Genomic DNA, 21,503 nt, shown 5'->3' on the forward strand with positions numbered 1-21,503 from the left:
ATACGCGATACAGCTTCCAATGCTAGACTCAGGTCCCATAATTCGGGCCGATCTTGTTTGTGATAAATTTATTTCGCAACTAATACAAACCTGGAAAGCCTCTAAGCAATCAACAATTGGTTTTGAGCTTAGATCGCAGCAAGCAACTGATCGAGAAAGCTATCTAAAAGAATATCGACACGTCAGGTCAAAATTCCTTGAACAAGAGTGCCAGGCGCGAAAGTTTTGCGGATTAAGCATGCTAAACAGCCCAATAAAAAGCTGCGGCGCCCAACGAAGTAGTATCGAGAAAATACAGCCCCGCCTAACGATCCCAAATTATGAGCCTATTGAAAATGTAGAAATTAGCGTATTTCCATTCGATTCATTAGCTGACAACATCATGCGCACGATCGACCGCGTAAATCAAAGCGGAAAATCAGAAAAAATATTTGCATCCACAATGTCTTATGGGAACTCGCTAGCTCAAGCTTGGAATGATTTTTTTCGTGAAAATCGACAACACGTCTTTCTGGCTCTAGATGCCGCTCTATCATTCTCTACATTTCAAAGTAGTTTGCTTGCTAGAGCGTATTCAGAACATCCATCGATATATATCGTCCCAATTATCGGTGGAGGCTTATTCGAATCGATTTATCACTGGAAGTTTGTTGTTCCTGAAACCTCAAATTACGCGTCTCTGTCAGGAATGAATCTTTCCTTACCCAGCCGCGCTCAATACCTTGATCTGATCTATCACTTTAGCGATGCCGAGGTTGTGCAAGAGCTACGCAGTTACTATGAGCAAATGCTTGAACACAATTGTCAACGTCGTGATGATTATCAGTGCTTAGTTGATTTCATGGTTCCAACTGTGAGTGATCAAGTCTTATTGAAAAAAATGTTCGATCGAAGCTGTGAATTATTTCTTACTCGCCAAAGTAGTTCATCAGCAGTTGCCAAATATTTCCTACAGCCACAGCTACATGACATAAGCTATTTATTGAAAACTAAAATCCGTCAGGCAAAACAGGAAATTGTTGTAGTCATGCATAAGTTTTCTGACTCTTCTCTAATGGATGAGTTGCACAGTGCTCAGCAACGAGGAATTCGAGTTGTGGTCATTACAGGCACACATCCACGAGTAAAATCTTCTAGTCTAGTCAAAGGTCTTGTTGATTATGACAGCTTGGGAAATTCAGATCGAGGCTTCTCGCCACATATGAAAATCGTGATTTTCGATCAAACTGAATTATTCTTTGGGACTGGTAATCTTTCGCGAAATGCTTTGTCTGATTCAGCTGAACTATATGCAATTACCAAAAACCAACGCGCTATTGATTCAACACTAGCTCAAGTAAAAAATTTACTTTATTTGGCTGGAGACCAGCGATACAAAAATATTGAATCTACGCTGCCTCCGGAGCAGTGGCTTTTAATTCAGCGTCATTACTCGAGCGATCAAGCGCAAGCTGCCGCCCGAGACTTGCAGCGAGTCGCTCAATTTATTGCCCCTGGAAAATTCGTTCATGATCGACTGCGTAAAATTAATGCCGGAGCCAGACAAATCTTGGCCAACTGCGGACTCGATCGTCTGCAAATCATTCACGAAAAAGACTTGCTTCGTTGTCAAGCTACCGCGGACATACAAACATTGGATTTGGCAACCCATTAATAACTGTCGTCATTGACGAATAACGCGCATCTACCTTTGTACGAATACTACGTGCCTTGGAATTATTCTTGCAGCCATTAGCGATCGTGCGAGCTAGGTTTTTAAGGCCTGCAGCTGTCGTTGACATCTCAGTAAGTGCTGGAGCGGTCTCATAGCGTGGGCAGCTAGTATTATCAGGGTCAGAAACTTGAGACGAACGTCCAGGCAATGACCAAGTTGCATTCCAAAAACGTGTGTAGAAGCCACGAGAACGTGCACGATAATTTTTAACTTGAGAAGCTGAAAGCTTTTTACAACCCCGACCGCGAACCGAGCCAGATCGAGTCGTCTGACGCAGACGTAGCAGCTGATTGATATATTGGTCTAAAATCGCTGCACTATGGTCAACTGAAAACTGCAAGTTGACTACGTTAACATCAGGACAAGAATCGATCGCTTCTCTAAAATCAGGAATACCTGAACATCCACCATATGGGCCGCGGTCGATTACATAGGCATCATCATGACCATCGCAATTAGCATCGATACCACTTGGAGGAATATATTGAGCGGGGTCTAAGTACTCAACGTTATCGTTTAAGCCATCATTATCGGAATCTGCATCAAGATAATCAGGTCGACCATCGCTATCGGTATCAATTGGAGTCAAACCTGTAGCATACACGTCATCCATGCCATCTGAATTTGCATCAACTCCAGACGGTGCAAGATATGGACTACTAACTTGAGCCTCACGTCGGTCCGTAATGCCATCGCCATCAGAATCAAGATCTAAATGGTTTACTCGACCATCGCTATCAAGATCTAAATTGCCACCAAGGAGCGTATTGGCTTGATCAATTTCCAGGGTGTTGAGAATACCATCGCCATCTATATCTACATCAGTGCTATTTGGAATACCATCGCCATCTATATCCGCAGATGCACAGGTTCCGCTGCTCGAAGTAAAACCAAAGTCAGCATAGACTACTTCAGGTGAACCGCTATTTAAAATTACATGATAACCCGTATAGATCTGAGAGTTATTATCTACGCCTGGAGTTCCTAAGGTTGAGACGAAGCCAGCTGGTTGCTCTACTGCAACAATATAATGGAAGGCAGAACTTCCATCATCAATTGGAAGATCAACAAATTGATAACGCCCATCTGACCCACTAAATGTTTCATCAATCAGCTGATCTCCGGCATCAAGCACGCCATTTCTGTTAATATCCCAGTATAAGCTAACCTTGACAGACTCAAATCCACTCTCTCCGGCACCTGGCTCATATACTCCATCAGCGTCGAGATCTCTAAAAATTTGATTACCAATTGTTCCAACTGGACTGGATAAGCCGGCATCAACATCGCGGCGATTTTCGCCACTGGCTAAAGTAATTGCTGGCGAGCGCCCTGTTGTACGGTCAATGTCGCTATCCACAGAATCATCTGAACCAATATTATCAAATGTAAATCCAAGTCCCGAAGGTGGGATAACTCCCACATAGTAAGTTCCAGGTGCAAGGTTCTCAAATAGATACAAACCTGAAGCGTCAGTTTGAGTTGTAGAAATTAAATTTCCATTTGAATCATAGAGATTTACAGTGACGCCTGATAAATTGCTATCAGAACCATCTTGAATGCCGTTTGAATTAACATCTCTAAATACCCTGTCTCCGATACTAGCAGGAGCTCCAGAGCTTAAATACATTCCGGCATCGACGGTTGTATCGTCTTCGCCTGAACTTAAATTAATTGTGGCAGTTCTTCCAGTGATTGAACTTGCGTCACTATCACGCATGTCATCGCCGCCAAAATCAGCAAAAGTAAATACGTAAAGTGAGTTAGATGGAATAAACTCTAGGCTATAATCTCCAGGGGCAAGATTGCCAAAATAGTATTCTCCGTCAGCATTTGTAATTGTTTCAGAAATCAAGGTACCGCTACCGTTGTAAAGCCTAACAGTAACTCCGGCGATACCAGTTTCACCAACATCTTGCTGACCGTTTTGATTCGTATCATACCAAACATAGTTACCAATGCTTGCTGGGTTTAGGCCACCGCTTAAGATCAGGCCAGCATCAACCGTTTCATTATGATCACCAGCAGCTAAAGAAATAAGCGCTGTTTCTCCAGTACTTGCATCTGCGTCACTATCAGAGTCATCCGCTCCATTATCTTGAGCTGTAAAATTATAGGAAGCAGTTGGAACAAAATCGATAATATAATCACCTGGAGCTAGTCCACCGAATTGATAAAATCCATTACCATCAGTCAGTACTTGAGCAATTTGATTGCCAAGTGAGTCAAGTAATCTCACGGTAACCCCAGCAACACCTGTCTCACCAGTATCTTGTTGCCCATTGCCATCGGTATCATACCATACGTAATTACCAATGCTTGCAGGTAAAATATTTGGAATTGAAAGCCCTGCATCAATTGTTCGATTTGATTCACCAACAGCTAGGGTAATTACTTCAGTTCGGCCAGTGCTTGTATCAGCATCCGAGTCAAAAGCATCAAGTGAATTTGAGGCTTGATCTTTAACTGAGAATTGATAAGCCCCTGTAGTTGGAGGAATAAATTCTACATAATAATCCCCTGGAGCAAGATTTAGAAATTCGTAATGACCATTACCGTCAGTTATCGTCGTGCCAAATAGAGTATTGTCTGAAAGATAAAGATTAACTGTCACACCAGCTACCCCAGGCTCATCAGCACCCTGCAATCCATCTCCATTCGTGTCGTACCAAACTGTATCGCCAAGAGAGGCTGGGTATACATAACCAAAATCACCGGTAAGGTTCGAGAAGTTAGAACTATCTAAGGTAATCGAATATCCAGTTGCATTTTGAGAATTATTATCAACTCCTGGAGTGCCAAGTGTGTTAATCGCACCAGTTAATACTCCGGCACTATCAGTAACAACGACAAAGTAGTTAAAATTACTATCTCCACCATCATCATCAAGTCGTAAGTCTGCAAAAAGATAGGCTCCATTTGTGTCGGTATAAGTTTGGCTGATTAGAATATCAATAGCAGGATTAAATGCTCCGTCGCTCGGGTCAGTGTCCTGATACAAGCTGACTTCGACATTACCGATGCCGACTTCTGCAAGATCCTTAACGCCATCACGATCAGTATCAGCAAATACCAGATTACCGATTTGACCAAGCGCTTCACCGAAGTCATTACGAATACTATTTGTGCCTTCGGCTAATTCAATATTGCGAATGCGATTGACATCAGATCCGCCTTCCTTAGACCCTAATCCATGGCCGAGAGAAGCTGTTGAACTATCGTTGGCAGTCAAGCCAATTTGACCGCCGTTTGACCCTGTGGATCTATAACCAAGCGGTTGACTCTCCATTACATTGTAGAAACTACCATTAAAACTTGGAAGTGCAGGATATAATCCCGAAAAACTATAGTCGCCACTAGAATTTGTAATTACTGGGGCAAGCGCGACGTAATTTGCAAGTGTCGGTAGGCTACTCAGAGTAGTTCCGCCTGGCACGATTCCATTAGAAATAAGAACCGGCAATATTTCCGTCATCGCAGAAGTATATTGAGCAGCATAAATATTTGAATCAGGACCGTAGACCCGACCAAAAATATCGAAGCCATATAAAAAGACTGGCACATTATTAATGCCCGTATCTGTTCCGCTGTCAAAAATCACATCACTATCACGGTCTACAAAAACGCTTCCTGACAAGCTTGCCAGCGTTGAAAGCGTTGGTCGAACTTGATGGTCGTCAGCATCATCAGTTAAGCTTGTTTGCGCAGTAGTTGTTGAGATCTGCACAATATTATCGATATAGGTTCCATTGGCGCTATCAATTAAAATTTGTGGATCATTATTTACACGCACTCGTAGTGCAATAGTGCCTGTCTGACCAGCTGGTAGCACAACCCCGCCTGCTGTTGTTCCGTCAGCAGAGCAAGTTACAGTTCCAATTGGACTCTCAGAGCAGGTAAGCGCTGGGCTGCCGCTAAGTTGAACTGCGCTAACAAATGTCAGCCGAGTAGCATCGTAGTTATCAACGATATAGACGTCATTGGCGTCAGTATTACCGTTATTACCATAGGAAATGAAGTACTCGAATTCTTGATTAAGATTAACCGTTGAAGGCCCAGTTTTTTGTATATACACGTTAGCCAGTGTGCCAACACGAGTATCTGCGGTGTCACAATTATCACTCTGATCAGGATCGAATGTATCTGAAGAAATACAGACTGCGTTTCTCAACAACTCTCCACCAACAGCAGCTCCCGATAAAGTGCCGTTAAATGTAATTTGACCACATTCACCTGGCGCTAGTGATGAGCGCATGCAAGTAAACCCTGATACATTTGTGCTACAACCTACAGGCAGTGAGCCAACGTTCAGCACAAAAAAGTCAGGTATCGTATCTGCAATAATCGGATTATCGGCTGTTGAAGGACCATCATTACAGTAGTCAATAGTATACGTGAGAGTATCGCCAGAGCCTGGAAGTGTTGCGCCGCGATCTACAGACTTTTCGATTCGAATATCTGCCATCCGAATTGGCAGCGTATGCTGCCCGCAATTATTATTCGCGTTTGTTTCAGGTGTCTCAGTTGAAATACAAACCACATTTCTAATTGAATTAACACTTAGGCCAGAGTCAAATACCCGGACATCAAAAGTAAAATTCGGTTGAGAATCAGTAGTATATGTTACTTGCCAAGACTTAAGTTTTGGAGTCACAGTTGTCGCGCAACCTGGTCCAGGAGTCATTGTCGCTTCAATATAGAGCTGATTGGATGGTGCTGTTACTGGTATCGCAGCCAGAGAAATAATCCCAGAAGTAGTAGTTAAATTATTGAAGCCTGGGATTACTGTTCCGGTACTATCATATACAGAATAAGTAATATTTGAGCCTGGAGGTAATTCAGTACTGACAATCAAGTTGCCCCAAGCTAGTAAATTACCGCCAGAAGTATTGGCGATCAGAGGGCTGCGAATTGTTCCATTTAAAACATTAAATGGATAAGCAAAAACATCTGAACCTTCAGATGGATAAAGAGCGGTATTAGCATTCTGCTTCCAAATCGTATACACACAGCCATCTGGTGTTCTTTTGCTAAATTCCTCGAAAGTCGCATCTGCTGTTGGGTCGGTTTCTGCTGTTAAACTAATCTGCTGACCAGAACTCGCCCCCAAACTTCCTTCCCAACGGTAGACTTCAAATTGGCCGCTTGAATTCTCTTCCCCCCAAGATATGACTGGCTGCCCTGATGCATCATAATGGATTAATCCACCATAGCCTGATATTTTACTAACGCCCTGAGAGTTGCTGCGGCTAGTAAGTAAATATGGGCTGGCAACTGCAATATCCGTATCCCAGAAATAGATATCTGTGGATTCTCCCGCTGTTGCTGAAAATTCACCCCATGTCGTTTGAAATTTCCCAGAGGGAGAACGTGCAGCTGAGCCAAATTGGCTAGTTCCTCCTTGAGTATCAACTAAATTTGTGATTCTAGTAGCAGGAGCAGGAGTAGAAGAATCCCAGTAAAAACGATCTAGAGATTCAACTGGAGTGGAGTTATTCTTCTCGAAAGTTATCCACGGAGTATTAGACACTGGATTAAGGATCATTGAACTTTCGCCGCTGCGGCGATCGGTTAAAAGTCTAGCAAAACCCGAAGTAGATGTCGCATTGCTGATCAGAGTTGGAGAGTTTGCTGCTTGAGAACTGTTCCAATAGTAGACGTCGTTATTACCCTCAATAAAGCTAATGTGAGATCTGCCAACCAAATCGGCGATCACTTCGATTTGAAAAATACTTTGTGAGCCAGCCGCGGTGTCACTTACTCGTGTTGCTGCTAGAGACGGTAGCGATGAGCTAGACCAGAAGAACAGATCGGTATGGCCAGTGCCATTTAATTTCTCAGCCCAATAGATGTGCGCATTGTTAGTGGTTGAAATAACCATCTCACAATTATCAATTAGCCCATCAGTAACGCTTGCATCAGTAATATCAACACCAGGCGAAGCCCCAAAGTCGCTACGATAGTAGAACATATTGTAATGCTCTCCCGCCATGAGTTCTGACCACGCCACGTGTGCGCGATCTAAGGCATCGAGCTTAAGGAGAATTACGCTTGCTGACATGCCCGTGTTTGTAGGATCTGAAATATTAATTGCAGTGCCTGCAGCCATTGTAGAATTCCAATAGAATGTATCGGAAAATAAACCGCCAAGCTCAGTCCCAGTTGTATGCTCTTTGAATGCAATATGCGCGATGCCCGAAGGAGTCACTGCTAGGTTTAATGCACTAGCATAGCCCCGAGTTATCCCGTGATTTGAAACTAATGTTGTAATACCGGACTGACTGTTCCAATAAAATGCATCAGTGAATTCAGCAGAATCACTATTCAATTCATCCCACAAGGCGTGGACTGTGCCATTCGCATCGATTGTAGCAGTTAATTTTCGCACCCAGCCTTCAGTTAGCGTTAAATCACTAATGCGCTGTGGAGAACCAAAAGGCATGTCTTCATTCCAGTAGTACACATCAGCACTTTCGCCCGTCCCCGACTCCTGAATCCAGATAATGTGAGCTTTACTATTTGCATCAGTGAAGGCCCTAATGTCTGATTCGGGAATGAAATTTGCAGATGGAGCTACTTGCTGAGCTCCCCCGGCACCCATGCCATCTCTCCAGAAATAAACTGCTAACTCATTACCTGTACTAGCTTCTGTTGCTTCAACCCAGGCGAATTTACTAACCCCATCAGCGCCAGTAAGAATTTTCATCGCGTGGGCGCTTTCATAGTCAGGATTTGATGAGTGTGCTGTAGTTAAACTATGATTAGAGAGTCGACGTGATTCACTTTGAAGAACAACTTCACCTAGATTGTCGGAGCCATTTTGCGCTCTAACCCCAGTTAGAGTTCCCGTGCTAAACTCAGCTGCCGTGCTCTGCGACCAGAAAGTTGCTGGGGCAGGAAGACCAGTAGTAAACAGCAATCGGAAGTTTGTCACTAAGCAATCTGTCGTGCCAGCTGCACCAACCGGAACGTAGCTCCAGGTCGATCCGCCATCAGAAGAAAATTCGAGCGTCGTGCCAGCTGGCTGATTGACTTCAGCCGATCCTATTACGTAGCATGAACCTGTAGGTATTTGCTCGACAATCGTTACGCCTTCTGCAGCAGTATTGCCAGAATTGTTATAGTTAACTGTATAACGTATTTTTTCTCCGGCATTAACTTCTGAGCTATTATTATCCTCACCACCTCCCGGAATTGCAGTCGAGCAATCGTCATCTGGTCCGCAAGCATATCCAGTTTTTGAACTAGTTACATCGCTGCGATAGACACTCACACTTGAACAATCATCATTATTTGAGCGAATGTCTTCATTCCCAACCGGAACAGCTGATTGATCGATATGCGCGCAGTTCTCAATACTCGTTGAATCAGCCACATTACTATCAATGCTAACGTAAACTTCAAACGTTCCGCGGCTACCAGGCGGCAAGCACACCCCGCTACTTGGATTACCAAGCGTCCAAGTTAAATTACCGGAAGAATTATTAAAAACGACTGGAATTGCATCGCTAATCGGTAGGCCTGCTGGGTCAACAGCCGCCATCGGATTGCCCGCCGAATCTACCAAGGAGATAGTTGAAAAATTATGCCCACTGCCTGCTAAGTCTAATCCGGCAGGTAGCGTATCCGTAATTGCCACATTACAAATACGCTCAGTTCCGGAGTTACCATAGGTCATCGTATAGCTAAGCGCAGCCCCTGGAATCGTGCCAGGGAACGAACCTTCAATGCTACCAGTTTTTGTAATAAATAGATCGAACCCTGGTGTGCGGCTCGTTGCTGAAGAATTATTATTGCTCGAATTGTCATCGACGGTAGCACCGATACGAACATTGTTAACAATCGTTGATGCAGCTGGTAACGCGATACCAGTCATTTGATCGCGAGCCTCAACCCCGATCGTGATGCTAAATGGCCCAGCATTCCCTGCTAATGAGCCAATTACAGCTAATATATATGTCGGCTTGTAGCCAGGAGTGAAACAACCGGGCTGAGTGACCCAACCGTTCATGTTAAGCGTTGCTGGAGAAAGATCGCCCACTGCCGGCTCTCCAGTTGTAGCATCGTGGCAATATATAACTTCACCATGCGTTGCAGCAATGCTTGCCAGGGTAATATTCGCAGTGCCATCATCTCCAATGTCAGGCAATCGATCAATAAAGTAAACTCCAGTTGCAGCAATTCTCGATAGGTTTCCATACTGTAATGTGTAATTAAACGCCTGACCCGGTAAGACACTCAAAGGTCCAGCTTTACTGATATAAGGATCAGGAAGTGGTGTGCGTGTATCTTGCGTGTCGTTATTGGGGAAATTATTATCTTCAGGAATACTTGTTGAAATCGCGACACTATTAGTTAATGTTGTACCCGGAGCAACTCCAGCTTGAACTTGTCCGCGATAGCTAATCGTAATATTTTCACTATTTCCCGGAATGGTTCCTGCAGGAGTTCCAGGCGGAACAGTTGTTACAAAATTTGACCAAGTCAAATTACTCGGTGACGTAGCACACGGTCCACCGCTTTCACTTGGTCCTGTCACACTCCAATGCGCAGGTGAAATTTGCGCTGAGCCGCCAACAAAACAAACGCCAGCAGGTAAAATATCTACCAAATTCACATTCGGTGCAGCTAACTGTCCACGGTTGGCGATGATTAAAGTATAAGTTACAATTTCCCCTGGTAGTGGGTCGGTGCGACTGACAAATTTATTAACTGTTAAATCAGGCTTTTGCACCGTCACTAGATCGCTTGCTGTAATACAATAGCTATTAAGTGGGTTAGAATAACAACCTTCCACCGTATTAGTTAAGGTTGTACCAGAAGAAACAATCGTGCCATCCACCGTGGCCATAATTCGAATTATGCCGCCTTCTAAAAATCCTAAGTTACTTTGGCGCAATCCGTCAGTTGGACTTCCATCTGTATCAGCAATAACAATGCGGATCGTAGTTCCTGTAGGACCTGGCGTAACTTGGACATTGGCGTTTGCAAGAATATTGACTTGCCCTGCTGGCAGAGTGGGGTCATTTGCCAATGCTTGAGAATTCCACTCATGAGTTAGGCCGCTGATATTAACGCCAAGTGGTAGGGCGTCTGTTAAGATAACTTCTGTGTCATCCGAACCAGAATCGTTATAGTAACTAATCGACCACGTAAATGGCGTTCCAGCGCCAATAATGTCCTGATCGGAAGTTTTAGAAAGTCTTAATCCTGGCTCTGGCAATATTGTCGTAATGACTTGATTAGAAATCGTTTGTAATAGCTGATCTGCCATAGAAGCGGCGTTATTTCGAATAATTGTGCCATCGACCGAACCTGATGTACCTGAACCTGAGCCATCATCATCATTGGTCACATACATACCCACCTTACCTAAGGTATTTGTGGCTAATAATGGCTGAGGCAAGCTTGAGTCATCGATTTTCCAAGCTACAAATTTAATCTGACTTGGGTTTGCATAGCTGGCAGGGGGCAACCAAACACCAGACCCAGGTTGTAGTGTTGTCAAATTAAGTGGATCTACTTCAACTCCTAAAACAAAGTAATTCGTAATATCACTGACTTGAAATTGATCAGCTGGCGAAATAGAGACTGGTAAATCTGGGTGGCCAGTTGAAAAATAAACTTTACAATCTACGCAAGAAAACACATTGCCAACTGCATCTACGGCAGGTGAAGTGTATGCAGCGCCTAGAACAGTCTTAGCTGGAACTTCGTCGACGATGTATGTATTTGTTAATGGCGAGCGACCAGCATTTCGAAAATCAATTTCATAGTGAATATCACCACCGCTACCAATCAAGGCCTCTTCCCTTGATTTAATAACTTCGATACGTGGCTCCGCATTAATTATTGTCGTCTTGGACAGCGAGCTTGCAATAGTTTGGCATCCTTCGGGATCGCTACCATTAATTAATACTCCAACTGAATATGTGGTGCCATCAATCACTCCTGCTGGAATAGTCAGACTTAAATCAATATGTCGGATGAATGCTGCACCAGGCGGAATATCGCCCAGGCTAACAGTGACGTAACCACTTGCCAAGGTCGAGAGATCGACACTTCCTCCGGTAATTGAAGCCAATGATATGTATTGCATCACACCATTGACTAGAATCTGCGGGATATTAACCCTAACCGTAGCACCGACAATTGTGTCGGAACCAGTATTATTAATAGTAATACGATATGTTGCACTACTTTGAGAATCAACATAGTCATTACCAGTTATGATCGAAGTCGGCTCAAGTAATTCACCCAATAGAGGGTTAATTTTAGTTTTTTCTGCAGTATCGATATAACTTAAACTTGTAGTTACAAAGCCACTGTCATTATTGGCAATCGTATTCGATGCGTTGTAAGTTCTAAAGTGGCCAATATTATTAGCCTCAGATTCCAAGCATGCATCGCCTGGAATTTCAGCTTGCACTAAAATATCTGCTGCAACATTTGATGGCACACCATCGCACAGACTGCCTGGAGCAGCTGGAAATATATTCGATGATAAACATGGAACGTATACTGCGACCCATGTTGTTTGATTAACCGAGGTTGGTGGCGTAGTCGACCAAACACCATGATCACTTGGTGCGATTCCTGGTGTGCCACTCAATGTAAATGCAGGAGGAGAATTTGGATCTCCAAATAAGTTAGTTGTCGCATAAAACACTGTTGCCCGATACGAACTTGCAATCGAAACAGCAGCAAGGTCTAAGCCCGCTGGAATTTTATCAATATAAACATTGTCATATAAGTTAACTGGTCCTGCATTTGTCTGATAGAGAATATACTTAAAAGTTTCCCCGTGATTAACGAAGCGGATTTCATTATCGTTCACACCAGCTCTAGTTTCACGAAAACCACGAATTTCTTCACCTTTGGCATACGCGCCATTTGGCGCAAGATTCAAACCAAATTTAACATTTCGACTTGCTGATATTTGATTAATATTATCTGCAGTCAGAGAGACGTTGTTATTAACAATTGTTCCATCAGCAATTGGACGCGATAAACAAGTGCTATAATCAACCGTAAAACTTACTGTTCGAGTCGAGCCAACGCTCAGATGATTATTCGTAAAATCCCATTGAATATACTCTGCTCCAAGTGTTGACGAATTAAGCACGCCACTAGATGAAATATTTGTAAATGCGCTAGCTGGTGATGCCATGTTACAGCCGCCAGCAGCGGAACTGCGTAAAATCGAAAAAATATGAGACACATCGTCGCGAACAATTGGATCAAATATTGTTTCCTTGTCAGTTGGACCAAAGGTGTTTTCGATATCAATTTGATAAGTCACCTGACCATTGTAACCACTGCCATTATAAACGATGCGATCCGTCCCAAGATTAACTGCGCCCAATGCTTCCTTCCTAATTTTTGGTGTAGGAGTTGAAGTTAGGTTCGTCGCGCAAGGCTGATTTCCTGGTAGCGAGGGATTGCTATCGCTTACCGCTAACTCAGCATCCGCCGAATCAACAAAGGCTTGATAATTCCACGCTGTATTATTTTGCACACCATTATTACTACGAACTGTAAAGCGCAATAAGCTGGAAGACCCCTCTGCTTCTGGACCTAAGTCCCAATATACAGAATTCGCTGGAATGTTTATCCCACGGACAGTTAGGCCTGTAGATGTATAGAGCCCGCCATTTGTTGCAGATACAAATGTTGCGCTAGCATCCTGCCCATATGCATCAGTCACCCCACTTGGTAGCGGAACCCATACAATTACACCGTTCGATGAAACATATGAAACGGAATAACGCACGTCATATGTTATATTAGTCCCAACTCCTTTGGTCGCAGGACAGGTAATAGAAGAAAGAAACACTGGCAATGGCACCCAACGAAAAGTTAAATCGTCGACACTTGGCGCTGGGCCACTGTTATCCCGCAAGGTAATTTGCGCACGAATACAGGGATAAGTATTTTTATTAATCCCGCTTAGATTAACCTTACCACCAACGATCGGAGCTGGATTTGGCACTCCGGTAACTGGATTTGTTGTGCCGCATTCAATGATGCGGGCTTCAATATCAGCAGGAAAAGAAGTAATCGAATCGATTTCAAGTTCTGTCCATGCCGAGAAAGAAGGTGGCCGGACTTCAGCTGTTGTAAATGTGCCACTAGTAAAACTACCCGCTGTATTCAGTACCACACGACCACTGCTAAACTGTAAGTTAGACGCATTCGGTGGTAACTCACTTAAAGAGGGTGTAAGGCCAACAAGATTGGATAAATCAATACTGAGATAGCCGTTATTATTATCTTGAGTAATGTCAGCAAATGCAGTCGATGGAGCGAATAAGCTTGCTGCGATAATCGAAACTGCTAGAACAAATAATTTGTGAATGAAAATAGTTCTACTAAATGACATAATTATTTAATTCCGAGTGATAGAATTTCAAAACTAAAACGAACTCTAAACAAGTCTGGCCTACAAATTTCGACATAAAATTAATGCAACTTGAGGCATGGTTACCCTTAATTAAGATGATAACTTAAAACACTTAGTTGCTAAATGTTTTTCTGACTTGAACTTAAGAGGATCTCTTAGACAAAAAAACCCAAAAGGTATTAACCAAAGGCAGACTTACCATTTGCTGCCTTGTGATCGTCCAGGGCAAGATCACGCTTCTCCTCTGCTTCAAGCTCTTTGGCAAGCTCCCCACCAGCAAGCTTAATTTTGATTTTCATATCCGTCGCGCTATCTGCATTATCCAGAGCTTCCTTGAGCGTGATTCTCTTAGCTAAAAATAAATCTAAAATTGCCTGGTCAAACGTTTGCATTCCTTCACCACTACCGGCAGACATGGCTTCTTTAATACCATCAACTTGTCCCTTCTTGATCAGTTCCTTAATGCGCGCGCTGTCTAGTAAGATTTCAATTGCAGCCGCACGACTCCCATCAATTGTTTTAATCAGACGCTGGCTGACGATTGCTCGCAAATTCAAACTTAATTGCAAATAAATCTGACGATGCCTTTCAGGTGGAAAGAAATTGATCACGCGCTCCATCGCTTGATTGGCATTATTTGAGTGTAATGTAGCCAGACAGAGATGCCCAGTTTCTGCAAACGTGAGCGCATGCTCCATTGTTTCTTCGTCACGAATTTCACCAATTAGAATCACCGTCGGTGCTTGCCGCAGAGTGTTTTTTAAGGCAGCCTTAAATGATTCCGTATCAACACCAACTTCGCGTTGCGAAACCACACATTTCTTATGCTCATGCACATATTCAACCGGGTCTTCCACGGTCATAATGTGACCTGCTTCGTTTTCGTTACGATGGTTAATCATCGCCGCTAAGCTTGTGGACTTACCAGAGCCTGTAGCCCCGACAACAAGCACTAGACCACGCTTTGTCATACTCACGTCTTTTAAAATTTCTGGAAGTTTCAGATCGTCTAGCGTTTTAATCTTTACCTCAATTTTACGTATTACCATCGCAGGTAATGCTTTCTGCTGATAAAAATTAAAACGATAGCGCCCAATTGTTGGGTCAGACCAGGCAGAATTAAATTCCTTCTTCCCTAAGAATTCTTGATAATCTTTTTCACTGAGCACACTTTTAATCAAACCATGGATCATCTCCGCATCGAGTGGCACTTTGCCTGCGGGCTTAACAGATCCATGAATTTTAAAACTTGGTGCAAGATTTGCTGTTAAATAAAGATCGGAGGCATCGTGTTGCTTCATGAAAGCAAGAAGTTGCTTGATGTCGTACATAGCATTCTACTCAAAAATCTTATTAATCTTAGTACTACTTCCCCAAGTTAGAAGTCGCTTAAAAATACAATAAACTTGAGTAGAGTTTTTCACTCTTTGCTTCGAGTCTTAATTGCTTGAAAATATTGATTGTTTCTAGGTGATTAGCGTTTGTAGCCCTTGATGATTTCACTGACGATTGCTGGGTCAGCAAGTGTTGTCGTGTCACCAATCTGCTCAAGCTCGCCTTCAGTGATTTTGCGAAGAATGCGGCGCATAATTTTTCCGCTTCGCGTTTTGGGAAGCCCTGGTACGATTTGAATAAAATCAGGGGCAGCAAAACCGCCAATAACTTTTTTAACGGCGTTACGGATTTCCATGTTAACTGCCTCTGAATTTACTACCCCTTCGCGGAGACAGCAAAATGCATAGATCGCCGATCCTTTAATTGGATGAGACACTCCTACAACTGCAGCTTCAGCAACAATTCCTGAATGAACGATTGCACTCTCAACTTCGGCTGTCCCGATACGATGCCCCGAAACATTAATCACATCGTCAACACGTCCAGTGATCCAGTAGTATCCATCTTTGTCACGAATACTTGCATCACCAGTAAAATATTTTCCAGGAAATTGTGAAAAATAAGTCTCAAAAAAGCGCTGATGGTCACCATAGACAGTGCGCATCTGTCCCGGCCAAGGAAAAGTAATACAAAGCCGCCCACGCACATTATTCCCTTCAAGGACCTGACCTTGCTCGTCAACAATTTCTGGTCGAATTCCAAAGAAAGGTAGCGTTGCCGAGCCTGGCTTTGTTGGAGTTACTCCGGGGAGTGGTGTAATTAAAATTCCACCAGTTTCAGTTTGCCACCAGGTGTCAACAATTGAGCATTCTTTGTTGCCAACCATCTGATAATACCACTGCCAGGCATCTGCGTTAATTGGTTCTCCTACGGTGCCAAGAATTCTTAGACTACTTAAATCATATTCACGGGGTTTTGTTTCCCCTTCTTTAGCCACAGTGCGAATAGCTGTTGGTGCTGTATAAAAAATATTAACTCGATGCCTTTCAATCGTATCCCAATAACGCCCCGCATCGGGATAGTTTGGTAAAGATTCAAACATCAAACTTGTCGCACCATTTGCTAATGGTCCGTAGACAACATACGTATGTCCCGTAATCCAACCTACATCGGCGGCACAAAAGTAAATATCTTCTTCGTGATAATCAAAAACATATTTATGAGTTACCGCTGCGTAAACAAGGTATCCGCCTTGAGTATGGAGCACGCCTTTTGGTTTACCTGTAGAACCTGAAGTATAGAGAATAAATAACGGGTCTTCTGCATCCATTTCTTCGCAAGCGCAGTGATCTGGCATTTTTTCGAGAATTTCATCCAGAAAAATATCGCGTGGCTGATACATCTTTACATTTGTCTTGGTGCGGCGGTGGACCAAAACATGCTTTACAGAAGTCACCCCTTCAAGCGCTTGATCAACAGTGTGCTTAAGTGGAACTGATTTTGCGCCACGTAACCCTTCATTAGCAGTAATCACGCATACGCACTCAGCATCAAGCACGCGATCGCGAATCGCCTCGGCAGAAAATCCACCAAAAATTACCGAGTGCACTGCGCCAATTCGGGCACAGGCAAGCATAGCAAACGCTGCCTGTGGAATCATCGGCATGTAGATTGCAACCCGGTCTCCACGCTTAACACCTAGGCTCTTTAACGCATTAGCAAATTGACAAACTATTTTGTGTGCTTCGCGATAGCTAAACTTCTGCACATCACCTGGTTCATTACCTTCCCCAATTAATGCAATTTTTTGCCCCCGCAGATCAAGATGTCGGTCCAAGCAATTGTAACAAACGTTTAGCTTCGCCCCTTCAAACCAACGCACATGTGCCTTGGAATAATCCCAGGTTAATACTGTTGTCCAAGGTTTTAACCAGCTGATTTGCTCTGTGGCTTGCTTGGCCCAAAAAATCTCTGGGGCTTCAATCGATTCACGGTATAATTTTTCATAGGTTGCATAATCTAAATAGCTACTAGCTGCAGCTCTTTTCCCCGGTTGGAAAAAAGTAGTTTGCGATGCTTGACTCATAGAATTTCTTCAACCTCAGGTTAAGTGGTTTTGGTAATTTGCATGCGATCAATTGAAACACCAACTAAATTTTTGCGCATAAAGCCAACATCTGAGTTGGGAAGTGGCGAATAAAGTAAGGTGTTGCCCCTTGAAAATATTTCCAGTGCTAAGCGTAAGCCAAATGAGCGTTCTTCTGAAATTATTACTTCCCCTTTCCAGGTTTCTTTATTTTTTGCTGTGGCAAAAATCGAATACTTTCCTGGTGGAAGTAAAATCCAATACTGCAGTCCGCGCTGGTCCGAAGCTAGATATCCTGCTCCATTTGATAGCGAAAACCGCTCTCCCTCGCTAGGGAGCGCGATCTGATAGTTACGCATTTCCCCAACCCCCCATGACAACTGCTCGAGTAGTAGATTTTTAGCAAATAGCGTGCAGCAGATCAGTAGGACACCGCCAGAGAGTAAAAATTTCTTGAGACGTGTTATTACTTGCTGATCAATTTGCACAAACGCGTCAGGGAAAAATGCAACTACTGCTGGGGCAAGGAAATAGCGACTATCCGACCAAGCTGTGCGGCTGATAAACATTATCGCTAGCGACAGTAAGGTTGCAACACGAATCGTCTGTTCTTTGCTTTTTGCGCTAAAGAGCCAGTAAGAAAAAAACGCTAAAATTGCGACAAGCTGCAAAGTCTTACGCGGTAGTAGCTGATAAATTTCTTCGGCACTTAAATTCGATAAACTCTCAACTAATGCACTTAGTGTCCAAGGATTAAAACTTTTTCGCACCTTAAAAACTTCTGCATCTGTAAAGCCAAGATGTTGATAGATTGCGTTATGGTAAAACGCCTCAGGAAAGGGAAAAGCAAAATAGGTCAAGCAGAGTAGCACAAGCAGGCCAGAAATTAGGGCAGGTGCAAGTTTTTTCTGAGTGGCTAAGAGCAAGCAGCAAAATCCATAAAGCACCCAAGTCGATTGATGGAAAAGTTGCGAGCAGGCCAGGATGGCGGCGGCAATCAGCGTTGAACCTTGATAATACATCCCTAGACGTAACAAAAAATATGACAAGGGCACTAATGCCGTGGTGGAGAGCGAGCAAACTCCCAAAATAAAAGGCGCTGGAGTAGCAAAAGCTATCGCCAATAAAATCCAGCGTTTTTCTTTCTGAATAAATTGTGCGTTGGCAAGGATTGATAAACTATAAAGCAGTGCATAAATAATCCGCGGGTCAAACCCAAACGGTAAATGCAGAAAAGATAAAACTGCAGTTAAGGGCAGATAGGGATATTCCCAATACTTAATTGCCTCTCCTGTGCCTTGCAGGCGTACATAATTCTCGGGAAAATCTCTAAAATGAGAGTAAAGTGGTCGCAGTGGAAAGTCAGAAAGTAGATCGATTGGCTTGAGAACTTGATAGGCTAGGTACTGATCGGAAAACGGCTGTTCCATTAAACTGCGCGTTAAGTAAAAGCCTAAGAAAGTAATTAAATATAAATAACTGCGGTCGCGGTATGGACCACTAATTAGTAGCAAACTAAGTGCTACTAAAGCCCAATTAAAAAGTTTAAGCTCAGTCGGATACTCCTGACTGACAGAAAGCCAGGAGATGCTGCTCACCAAACACAGACTTACAATAATAAGTGTTTTGAGTGAGCAGCTACAATTTTTCAATCAAGGCTCGTTCCATATTAATTGAAAATACTAGGGCGCAGTGACAGCGAAAGATCCAGCAGCATAAAATGTGCTACTGAATGAGACTGGAATCATACTAATGGTTGCGCCTAGCTTTGAAGCTGTACCGGCCCCCTGCCCTCTTTCATTATAAGAGCTAATGAAAGCAACATTGTTCGATCCGCCTTCATAAATACAAAGATATCCAGGTGAAGCCGTTGGATCAGAAACCGTCCCCGGGCAATTTGCAGTCGGAGTAGTGCCTATTCTTAGAATTTCCACCTGTGGAGCTGCGGCTAATTGTTTTTGGAAACTAATTTGAGTGCCAGTAAATTCAATATTTGGCCCACTTCCAGCAACCCAAACTCCAGTCAGAGTTTTTCCTGAAGATAGTGTTCCAGTAGCAGATTCAACACTAAAGACTTCTCTATATCCAGCAGGGCAAGTCGTAGCAGAAGTTGCAAGCAAACTTGGTAGCTTAATTGAAACCTTACGGTTTTTAACACTATGGTTTTTACTACTTCTCGCGCATAGAACATCTGCTGTTGAGATTTCAACTACAGAAAAGATGCTCAGCATTAATGAAAAAATAACAACTTTTCGCATGGGTATATTCCTCGCTGATAGCGAGGAATATACCCATGACTGCTCGATCAAATCAAGCGGAAAGCTAGCAGCGCTTTACTTAATAAGCTTGCTCGTGACTACGCGTACTAGGCTTGCGATTAGCTGACCTCGAGGCAGCAAAGCCCCTTTTCTTATTTCTCTGGCTGAAAGATTTCTCTCCGCGTCCAGATGACGAACTGTCTTCTCTACGACGGAAATTATTTCTACCGCGGGAATTTCTACCTGAACGTCCAGGTCGCTGACGCCCCGCACCAGCAGTATCATAACTCGGTGCAGTCACTTCAAAACCAGGTAAATTGAAAACTTCAATCTTATGGCCTGTAAATTTTTCTAACTCTCGAACCTGGCGATACTCACTAAGTAGTGCTAGCGAGATTGCTGTGCCCTTAGCTCCGGCGCGACCAGTTCTACCGATGCGGTGCACGTAATCTTCCTGCATGCGCGGCAAATCATAGTTAATAATATGCGTAATGCCTTTGACATCGATCCCACGAGCTGCAACGTCAGTTGCAACTAAGATTTTAACGCTCTTATCCTTTAGTCTAGAAATTGTACGGTTACGTGCATTTTGACGCATATCCCCGTGGAGCGCAGCGGCCTTTAGTCCTGTGCGATAAAGATTCTCAGCAAGCTTATCCGCGGAGCGCTTTGTCTGAGCAAAAACAATTGCTTGTTCGACTTCATCTGCTTCGAGAAGCTTAATTAAAAGTGCGCGCTTTTCTGCTTGGTCCTTGATGTAGTGGATTTTCTGTTCAATGTCTGCATGTTGAGATTGAGCAGGAGTAATTTCGATCCGCTCGGGATGATTAAGCATTCCCTGGGCTAGTTCAAGAATGGTGCGATCAATTGTTGCAGAGAAAAGTAAGGTTTGGCGATTTTTAGGTAAAGCTTTGACAATCTGCTTTACTGGATCGCGAAATCCCATATCGAGCATGCGGTCCGCTTCATCCAGGACTAAAAACTCAACTCGTGAAAAATCAATTTCCCCTTGTTGCATGTAGTCAATTAGACGTCCCGGGGTTGCCACCATAATTTCTACAAAACCACGCATACTAAAGCGCTGCCTGTCATAGGACATTCCGCCAACAATACTTACCGTCTTTAAATGTTGAAGATACTTCCCGTAAGTTTTTGCAGCCTGCGTAACTTGGAGAGCAAGCTCGCGAGTTGGCGTAAGCACTAGCACCCGTGGGCCACGTGAGTTTTTAACAGTCGAGGGCTTAGTTAAATGCGCTAGCGCTGGCAACATAAATGCCGCAGTCTTTCCACTACCTGTTTGCGCAGAAGCAATAATATCTTTACGATTTAGGCCTAAAGGAATTGCTTGAGCTTGAATTGGTGTTGGTTCAGTGTAGCCAGTATCAATGACTGCCTTAAGAATTTCGCGTGGCATTTCAAACTGCGCAAAATTATTCGACTTGTCAGATGAGGGGTCGATAGGCGCATGCTTTTTATGCAATATTGGTTCTGATGGCACTGAATGCCTAGTTTGGTTTTTCACAATAGTTCTCCACTTTAATGATCGAGACTAACCATTTAGTTGAGAACCAAAATGAGTTCTAAAAACTATCCTTATTTAAGGGAAAAATAGGTCAGAATTTCGATATATATTAATAGTGCTTAGAAATTTTCAAAGCACAGATTTAAGGCTTATAACATATTATTGATAAGAAATGCAATATTTAG

General features: G+C 43.3%; 7 protein-coding genes. 1 reads left to right on the forward strand and 6 read right to left on the reverse strand.

The features are described from left to right. Positions 1-238: 238 nt before the first annotated feature. Positions 239-1,654 (forward strand): DUF1669 domain-containing protein, encoded by a 1,416-nt coding sequence (locus tag JNK13_06755; GenBank protein MBL7662434.1) that lies wholly within the window; start codon positions 239-241, stop codon positions 1,652-1,654. Here the strand turns inward: JNK13_06755 and JNK13_06760 are convergent. The 6 genes from JNK13_06760 to JNK13_06785 form a co-directional block, all read right to left on the reverse strand. Next, positions 1,614-14,096, reverse strand: coding sequence for a DUF11 domain-containing protein (locus tag JNK13_06760; protein ID MBL7662435.1), 12,483 nt, complete (start codon positions 14,094-14,096; stop codon positions 1,614-1,616). The two genes, JNK13_06755 and JNK13_06760, sit on opposite strands and share 41 nt — an antisense overlap. Positions 14,097-14,296: 200 nt before the next feature. Beyond that, positions 14,297-15,448, reverse strand: coding sequence for a PilT/PilU family type 4a pilus ATPase (locus JNK13_06765; GenBank protein ID MBL7662436.1), 1,152 nt, complete (start codon positions 15,446-15,448; stop codon positions 14,297-14,299). Positions 15,449-15,591: 143 nt separating this feature from the next. Further along, positions 15,592-17,538, reverse strand: coding sequence for an acetate--CoA ligase (gene acs, locus JNK13_06770; GenBank protein MBL7662437.1), 1,947 nt, complete (start codon positions 17,536-17,538; stop codon positions 15,592-15,594). A 20-nt stretch (positions 17,539-17,558) separates the two neighbouring features. Continuing rightward, a complete protein-coding gene (locus tag JNK13_06775; GenBank protein ID MBL7662438.1) occupies positions 17,559-19,136 on the reverse strand; it encodes a hypothetical protein in 1,578 nt (525 codons plus the stop codon). An 84-nt stretch (positions 19,137-19,220) separates the two neighbouring features. Next, the gene (locus JNK13_06780; protein MBL7662439.1) at positions 19,221-19,796 is read right to left on the reverse strand and encodes a hypothetical protein; all 576 of its coding nucleotides are present in this window, start codon (positions 19,794-19,796) and stop codon (positions 19,221-19,223) included. Between the two features lie 79 nt (positions 19,797-19,875). Next, complete coding sequence (locus JNK13_06785) at positions 19,876-21,318, reverse strand: DEAD/DEAH box helicase (protein ID MBL7662440.1); 1,443 nt, start codon at positions 21,316-21,318, stop codon at positions 19,876-19,878. Positions 21,319-21,503: the final 185 nt, after the last annotated feature.

Source organism: bacterium (assembly GCA_016786595.1).
In the GTDB taxonomy this organism is placed as follows: domain Bacteria; phylum Bdellovibrionota_C; class UBA2361; order SZUA-149; family JAEUWB01; genus JAEUWB01.

Excerpts from the sequence above, each read along its gene's own strand:
- JNK13_06760 (MBL7662435.1), bottom strand. The coding sequence starts at position 14,096 with ATGTCATTTAGTAGAACTATTTTCATTCACAAATTATTTGTTCTAGCA.
- JNK13_06765 (MBL7662436.1), bottom strand. The coding sequence starts at position 15,448 with ATGTACGACATCAAGCAACTTCTTGCTTTCATGAAGCAACACGATGCC.
- JNK13_06755 (MBL7662434.1), top strand. The coding sequence starts at position 239 with ATGCTAAACAGCCCAATAAAAAGCTGCGGCGCCCAACGAAGTAGTATC.
- acs (MBL7662437.1), bottom strand. The coding sequence starts at position 17,538 with ATGAGTCAAGCATCGCAAACTACTTTTTTCCAACCGGGGAAAAGAGCT.
- JNK13_06780 (MBL7662439.1), bottom strand. The coding sequence starts at position 19,796 with ATGCGAAAAGTTGTTATTTTTTCATTAATGCTGAGCATCTTTTCTGTA.